Consider the following 9,177-nt stretch of genomic DNA (forward strand, 5'->3'; position numbering starts at 1 on the left):
AATAAAAAAATAGTAAAATTTTATAAAATCCTAAAATAAAAGATTTCAAACTACATTCATTTAAAACAAAAAGAATACGTTATTTATAAAATAATTGTTAAAACGCATTAAATATTATTTATAGAAATATAATTTCAAATATTTATACCAATCAAGAAATTTGAAAATATGTTTTTTAAAAATATAATAATATTTTAATCTATTTAAAAATTTAATCATATTAAATCATTGTATAATTAAAATCTTTAAGAATTTTAATTAATATCATAAATTATTTAATTAAAGAAATATTATATAATATTATAGTTATTTTATCATGAAAAAAGTCGAGGTGTATTATATGAGTGATAAAAAAGAATCAGAATTCAAAGCTGATAAATATTTTAACATGGATTTAATGAAAGAATTATGTGTAACTAACGGTATTTCTGGTTATGAAGATAATATTGCAGCTATATTTGAAAGAGAATTAAAAGATGTTGCAGATACTATTGAAAGAGATAATATGGGAAATATTATCTGTACTAAAAAAGGTAAAAAAGGTAAACCAACAGTAATGTTAGCAGCACATATGGATGAAATTGGATTAATGGTTCGTTACATTGATGATGATGGATTCTTAAGATTTACTAAAATCGGAGGAATTAATGATCAAATGTTACAAAACCAAACTGTTACAATTCACACAGCTAATGGTGATGTAACAGGTGTAATTGGTTCTAAACCACCTCACATTACAACTCCAGAAGAAAGGAAAAAAGTAGTAACCTTTGATAAAATGTTTATTGATATTGGTGCTAAAGATAAAGAAGAAGCTGAAACTATGGTTTCAGTTGGAGATCCTATTACTATTAATACAATCTTTGCAGAATATCCACATAACTGTTTCATGGGTAAAGCAATTGATAACCGTGCAGGTTGTTATGTAGTTATGGAAGTACTTAAAAGAGTTAACACCGATGCTACTGTATATGGTGTAGGTACTGTTCAAGAAGAAGTAGGTCTTAAAGGTGCTAGAACTTCTGCATTTAAATTAAATCCTGATTGGGCATTTGCTTTAGATACTACATTATCTGGAGATCACCCTGGTGTAAAACCTGATGAAGCTCCTGGAAAAATGGGTGAAGGACCTGTTATAGTATTAATCGATGCAGGTGGAAGAGGTATTATCACTCCTAAAAAAGTAAGAGATTTACTTATTAATACTGGTGATGAATATGATATTCCTTACCAACTTGAAGTTGGTGATGGAGGAACTACTGATGGTAGTGTAATACATCTTACAAGAGAAGGTATTCCAACTGGTGTATTCTCAGTTCCTACTAGATATATTCACACTCCTTGCAGTGTTGCAAGTGCTGAAGATATTGAAAATACAATTGAATTAATAGTTAAAGCTATTGAATCTTTATAAACACGATATGAGTATAAATTTGTATATCAAATTTATATTCTATTTAATTATTTTTTAATAATAATTTAATTAATCTTTTCTAGTTTAAAAACTTGAAATACTTACTTAATATAAAATTTAATTTACTAATAATAGATAATAACTACTTATTTTTAAAATACTTTAATATTTAAATAAATTTACTAAAAAACTAATTTTTAATAAAACTAAATAAATTTTTAATAAAATTAATAAAATAATTAAATTAAAGAACTAATTTTTGGAATTTAATTAAGTGATTTTTAATAAAATATATGAAATAATTAAATTAAAAGAACTTAATTTTTAATTGAAATAAATTAATAATTATCAATAATAATTTAAGAATAAAACTGTTATATTAAGTTATAATAATTTATTAAACTGAATTAATACCATTAGTATATAATTTTACTTATTTTTAAATGTTGTATTAAAAAAATATAAGATTAAAAACTATTTAGTAAAGTATATAAAATATATAATACATAATAAATTACACTATTATTTTATTTATTTCTTCATGTATAATAAAAAAAATATATGATTATTTTTTATTTAATTTATAATAAATTGGGATAAACATGGGTAGATCATCTTCAAAAAAAATTAAAAAGGAGTTTAAAGATTTAAGGAAAAATCTTCTTGATTTAACATTAAGAAATCAATTATTAAACTTTAAAGACCGTAATCAAACTCTTTCAATCCCTTATCAGTCTCCAACAAATGTTTATAAAAGACTTGTTTTGCAAAATAAGAAAATGAACTTTGTTCCAAAAGGTAAAGATAAAGAGAAATCATCTAAATGGAGTTTACATAAACCTGAAATCTTTTCAGATGATAAATCCTTAGAAGTTAACCTTACTCCTAATGAATTACAAAAGAAATTGTTTTATATTAATAACCAATCTAAAACAATGCTTCAGGAGCAAGGATATAACATTTTATATATGGCAATTGGATTTTTAAGATGGTTTGATAAACATAAACCTAAAAAAGCTAATTTTGCACCTTTAATTTTAATACCTGTAGCTATGGAAAGGAAACAAGCAGGTAATTCTTTTGTAATTAGATGGACTGGTGAAGATATTCAAACTAATATTTCACTTAAAACAAAACTTGCAGAAGATGGAATAAAAATCCCTGACTTTGAAGCTAAAAATTATGTTGAAGCTCCAAATCAATATATGGATGAAATTAAAAAAGCTATTAGATATAAAGATAATTGGAAAGTTACAAATAAAGTAGCTTTAGGTTTCTTTTCATTTACTAAGTTTATTATGTATAATGATTTAAACCCTGAAAGTTGGGGAGATGATGTAGATTTAACTAATCATCCACTTATACAAGCAATATTTGATCCATCAGTTAATGATACAGAAGGTTTTGATGAAAACGATGTAGATAAAATAAACTACAAAGATATGTATCAAGTTTTAGATGCAGATTCTTCACAAATTTCTGTTATTGAAGATGTTAAAGCTGGTCGTAATCTTGTTGTAGAAGGACCACCAGGAACTGGTAAATCCCAAACTATTGTTAATTTAATAGCAGAATTAATTGCAGATGGTAAAACTGTTTTATTTGTATCTGAAAAAATGGCTGCTTTAGAAGTAGTAAAAGATAGATTAACTGCTGTTGGTCTTGGGAAATATATTTTAGAATTACATTCTCATAAAACAAGACGTAAAAAATTCATTAAAGAACTTAAAAAATCTGCAACAGTACGTTCTACAAGTGATAAAAATATTGATAGGATTATACGTAAACTTGAAACTATTAAAGTTCAATTAGATGATTATGCTGAAATAATTCATAAACCATTATATTCTGTTGGTTTATCTGCATTTGATTTATATGGTAGAAAAGAATTTGCAGAAGAATATTTCAAAACTAAAGGTAAAATATTACCTCTTGTTAGATTTGAACATCCTGAAGATTTAACAATGAAAGATCTTGATGATATTGTTTTATCTCTTGAAAACCTTGCAGAATTACATACTACTATTAATAAAGATAATCCATGGAGTTACTGTTCACCAAAAAGTTTACTTCCTAATGATTTAAGAGAAATTCAACTTTTAATTACTGATTCATCAGAGGCTCTTAATAGATTTAATATAGAAGCAGATATTGCTGAGGAAAATTTTGGTATTAAAAAAGCTAAAAATTTAAGAAGTCTTGATAAAACAATTAAATCTTTAGATTTCTTAGATAAAGAAGTACCAATAATTGATAAAGATTTATTAAATTCTCCAGCATGGGATAATCCTAAAATTGCTGATAAATTAATTAATGAATTAGAACATTATCAAAAAACCTCAAAAATATTAGATAAATTTAATCCATCAATTCTTAATGTGGATATTGATTCATTAATAAGTACTATAGAAGAAGGGGCACATAAGAAATTTAGAATATTCTCTAAATCTAATACTAAAGTTGTTGAAGAATTTTATAAAGGAAAAGTTCCTGGAGATTCAGCAGTTTTAGCTGATTTAAATGCTGTTAAAAAATTTAAAGAAGAAAAAAGAAAAATTGAAAGTGAAGATACACTTGGAAAATCATATTTCTCAAAATATTGGTCTTTAAATGCAGATATTAAAGAACTTAGAAAAATATATAACTGGATGTTTGAGTTAAAACAATATCTTAAAGAGGATATATTTACTGATAAAGTATTTGATTATCTTACTAATGACTTTAAGACTGCTTCTATTAAAGAATCATTAAAAGATTATATTAAAGAAAGAAATAGTTTTAGACATGAATTAAATAAACTTCAAACAACTTTAAAACCAAATACAAAAGTAATCTTTAAAAAAGATGCAGAAGATGTATTATTTACTGAATGGGTAGATCAATTTAATAAATGGAATGGCCATTTCTCAAGTTTACATTTATGGAGTCAATATTTAAACACTAAAAATAAATGTATGGATTCTGAAGCTAAATTATTCATTAATACAATTGAAAAAAGAAATATTAAAAAAGATGATGTTAATGCATTAGTTTCAGGAAACTTTGCAGATAGTTTACTTAATAAATTATTCATGGAAAGTACAGAATTAAGTTCATTTGTTGGAGAATTACATGAAAATCGTATAAAAGAATTCCAAGATTTAGATAGGGAAATTTTAAAATTAAATAGGAGAAGAGTATTTAATAAACTTAATAAAAATATTCCTAAAATCTATGGTGGAGCAAGTGATCCTGAAGCTAAAATACTTGCTGGAGAATTCACAAGAAAAAGTGGACATTTACCTGTTAGAACACTTCTTGAAAAAGCAGGAACTATTATTAAAAAGATTAAACCTGTATTTATGATGAGTCCACTTTCTATTGCTCAATATCTTGATCCAACTAATCCAAAATTACAATTTGATGTTGTTATTTTTGATGAAGCAAGTCAAGTTAAACCAGAAGATGCACTTGGGGCATTTATGCGTGGTAAAACTGCAGTTGTTATGGGAGATACACAACAATTACCTCCTACAAGTTTCTTTGATCAAATTGCAGAAGGAGATTCTCATGAAGAGGTAGCAAGTGCTAATGATATGGAAAGTATTTTACACCTTTGTAAACTATCCTTCCCAGTTAAAATGTTAAAATGGCACTACAGAAGTCGTCATGAATCTCTTATTGCTGTATCAAACAAAGAGTTCTATGATAATCAATTACTTGTTTATCCATCACCTTCACATGATGATCCTGAATTAGGTCTTAAATTTAGATATTGTCCAAATACAGTATATGAAAGAGGTGAAGGTTCATATAACCGTGGAGAAGCTAAAGAAGTTGTTAAAGAAATATTTAAACACTTTGAAAAGTATGGTGATAGTAAAAGTTTAGGAGTAGGTACTTTCTCAGTTGCTCAAAGAAATGCAATATTAGAAGAACTTGAGGTTGAACGTAAAAATCATCCTGAACTTGAACCATTATTCTCTGAAAATAGACCTGATAGATTCTTTGTTAAAAACCTTGAAACAATACAAGGTGATGAAAGGGATGTTATATTAATTAGTGTAGGTTATGGTTTTGACCAAAATAGAAAAATGTCTTTAAATTTTGGTCCTTTAAATCAAGATGGAGGAGAAAGACGTTTAAATGTACTTGTTACTCGTGCAAAAGAAAAATGTGTAGTATTTTCTAACTTTAGATCACATGATATGCATTTAACTGCTAATCCACCATTTGGTGTACGTGCACTTAAAGAATTCTTAGAATATGCTGAAAGTTTAACTATTGGTAATATCCCAAGTGAAGATGATACTATAGAACCATTTGAAGAAGGAATATATACTTTCTTAGTTGATAATGGATATACTGTAGATAAACATGTTGGTTGTGCAGGTTTTAGAGTAGATCTTGCTATTGTAGATGATGATAATCCTGGAAGATATATTTTAGGTATTACTACTGATGGTAAAATGTATGCTTCAAGTAAAGTTGCACGTGATAGAGATAGACTTAGAGAACAAGTCCTTGATGGATTAGGATGGAAATTATATCATTTATGGTCTACTGATTGGTATAGAAATTGTGAAGCTTGTAAAAAACATCTTCTTGATAGAGTTCAACAAGCTAAAATAGATATTATTGAAGATGATAAAAAACGTGCTGAAGAAGAACGTAAATTCCAAGAAAAAATGGAAGCTGAAAAACAAAGAAGACTTGAAGAAGCACGTAGGCTTAAAGAAGAGGAAGAAAAGAAAGCTCTTGAAGATGCTAGAGAAACTACAAATGACTTTGTAGAAGTAATTGATGAAAATACTCCAAATGAATCTGAAGTAAATCTTAATCCTGATTCTTATATTGAAAATAATTCTAACAAAGATAATAATTCATCTAGTATTGAAACTAAAGAGGATATACTAAAAGAAGAAGCAAGATCTAGAGAATTAATAAATCAATTCTCAAATAATGATAATAGTGCTAGTGAAACTACTATGAAAACTAATAATAGTAGTGGAAATAGTTTTATTAATAAATCTAATCAAGATAGTGAAAATAGTACTAGTGGTTTTATTAAGAAATCTAGTCAAGATAATGATAATAATGTTAGTGAAACTATTAGGAAAAATAATAATGATATTAATAAAACTTCAAAATCCAATTATTCAAATACATCAAATTCTATAAAATCAGAAGATATTGATGGAAATATAGAAGATGATGTATATGATGGTCTTGAGAAACCATTAATTGTTAATAACGATTTAATATCACAACTTAAAAAAGAATCTGAAGAAGAGTTATTAACTAACTATCCAAATAATGAAAGTTATATTCAAAATAATAATCAGTATGAAAAATTAAGTAAATTGAATAGTAAACTTGAAAAATCATTTGATAAAATTAGTGAAACAGAAAATAAACATAGAAACACATTACAAGATATTGGTTCATTTATTGGATCTAGAATCTCTAATATTAATAAAAAAGATTCTCATAATGATATAAACGATTATAATCTAGAAAATAATTATGAAGATAATACAATTAGTAATGATTATAATCTAGAAAATGAATATACAGATAATATAGAAACTGAATATGATAATGAGGATAGTATAGAGAATAATGATAGTATACAATCTAAATATGATAATAATAGTATAGAATCTAATGAGGATATACAATCTAAATATGATGATGAGGATAGTATACAAGTTAATGTAAATGATAATTCAATAGAAAATAAATCTATAAATGATGATTCAGAAGAAAAAATCCTATTTTCTGATGATGAATATGAATATGTTGAGGTTCCAAAAAATAGAAAACTTCAAGATGGTGAAAAAGTAATTTCAAATAATGAAATGAAACATATTGAAAAAATTGAAGAGGAAATAAATTCATATAATAAAAATATAGCAGAAAATTTAAATAACTCTAAAAAAGATAAAATTAATAAAAAAATAAAAGACTCAAGTAGTGAAACTAGCAAAGATGAAATAAAAAATAACTCTGATAGAAAAATGAAAGACAATACCATTGAAAATGGAAAAATACCTAAAGTTCACTTTAGGAAAAAATTTAATGAAGTAAATAAGACAAAGAATTCTGATGAAAAATTGGAGGAAATGATTGATACAATCATAAACAATGATGAAGAGGATAATTCATTAAATAGTATAAATAATGAAGAAGATAGTCCATTAAATACCTACAGTAATATTTCTGAGAATAAACCAGCAATTAGCAAAAATTCAGATTTAAATGTTATAAATGACGATAAATTAAATAGTATAACTCCTAAATCTGAAACAAAAAATAAAATAAAAGATATAGATTCTGAATATAAATCTGAAAGTGAAATTGGAGATTTATTTAATGATAATAATGAAGAAAATGATCAAGAAATCATTAATGAGGTAATGAATCCTTCTAATGATAAAAGTAATGTAATTACTGAAGATTATGAATCAAATACTTATGATGATTATTATACAGATACAGATTTTAATAATCCATTAAGGAAAAACCATGTTCAATATAATATTGAAGATCATGATGATGAATCAATTATAGATAAAATTTCTAAATTTAAAAAAGAACTTAAATATATTAATGATTCATTAAAAGAAATTGAAAATAGTTCACAACCAGAAAAAGTACATGTAATTGATAGATCTGATGATTTTGATTATGATGATTATTATGATGATTCTTCAGATAATGAAGAATATTATGATAATGATGAATATGAGACTGTAAATAATAATCAAAATTCTTATTCAAATGAATATGAGACTGTTAATAGTAATCAGAATACTTATTTGAATAATCAGAATTCTTATTCAAATGAATATATAACAGATGATACTGTTATTAATTCAGAAGATATAAGAAGACCTGTTAATAGCAAATTAGAATCAGAAAAATTAGAAGAAGTTATTGAAGATGCAGATAAAGACTATAAGAAAATTGAAAAAGAAAGAAAAAAAGAATCTAATGGTCTTAAAGCATATGATAATAGGACATTACCAACTAAAGGCAAATCAATGAAAGATTATATTAAAAAATATAATGAATTTAAAGATTTACCATTAAAAACACAAGATGATGTATATGATAAACCAGTATCTTATATTGGTGAAGTTATATCACAGATAGTTGATGTTGAAGGTCCAATTCATAAAGATATAATAACTAAAAGAATTAAAGAAAGTTCTGGAATTAAAAGAGCAGGATCTAAACTTAAGTCTAAAGTTAATGATGGAATAAAATCTGCAGAAAAAGAAGGTTTAATATATATTGTTGATGACTTTTTATATTCTACTAAAAATCCAGATATAAGTGTTAGAAAACGTGTTAAACCAAATATTGATTTAATTTCAGAAGATGAAATTGGAGCTAATATTAAATTAGTTCTTGTCTTTAAAGAACATTTAACTGATAAAAAATTAACAAGAGCAGTTGCTCGTAATTTTGGTTTTAAATCAACATCTAAAAAAACATCTAAAAAAATTAATGCAGTTATTGATTTAATGTTAGCAAAAGGAATTTTAGAACTTGTACAAGGAGAAATACAAATTAAATAATCTCCATAGTTCTAATTTTTTTATTATCTTAAAGTATTAATTCTTATTCTAATTTATATTTTAAATTCTATTTTTTATAGTGTATTTATTTATAAAATATTTTAATTTATATTTTAAATTCTAATTTTTTATTATTTTAAAGTATTAATTCTTATTCTAATTTATATTTTAAATTCTATTTTTTATAGTGTATTTAAT

At 24.7% G+C, this 9,177-nt stretch carries 2 protein-coding genes; both read left to right on the forward strand.

Going from position 1 to position 9,177, the window contains the following annotated elements:
* Positions 1-340 precede the first annotated feature (340 nt).
* On the forward strand, positions 341-1,414 hold the full coding sequence (locus BGI41_RS04910) for a M42 family metallopeptidase (protein ID WP_233126320.1): 1,074 nt from the start codon (positions 341-343) through the stop codon (positions 1,412-1,414).
* 602 nt (positions 1,415-2,016) lie between these two features.
* A complete protein-coding gene (locus BGI41_RS04915; RefSeq protein WP_088539116.1) occupies positions 2,017-8,979 on the forward strand; it encodes a DUF3320 domain-containing protein in 6,963 nt (2,320 codons plus the stop codon).
* The last annotated feature ends 198 nt before the right edge of the window (positions 8,980-9,177 follow it).

It is taken from the genome of Methanobrevibacter sp. 87.7, assembly GCF_002208625.1.
Classification (GTDB): domain Archaea; phylum Methanobacteriota; class Methanobacteria; order Methanobacteriales; family Methanobacteriaceae; genus Methanarmilla.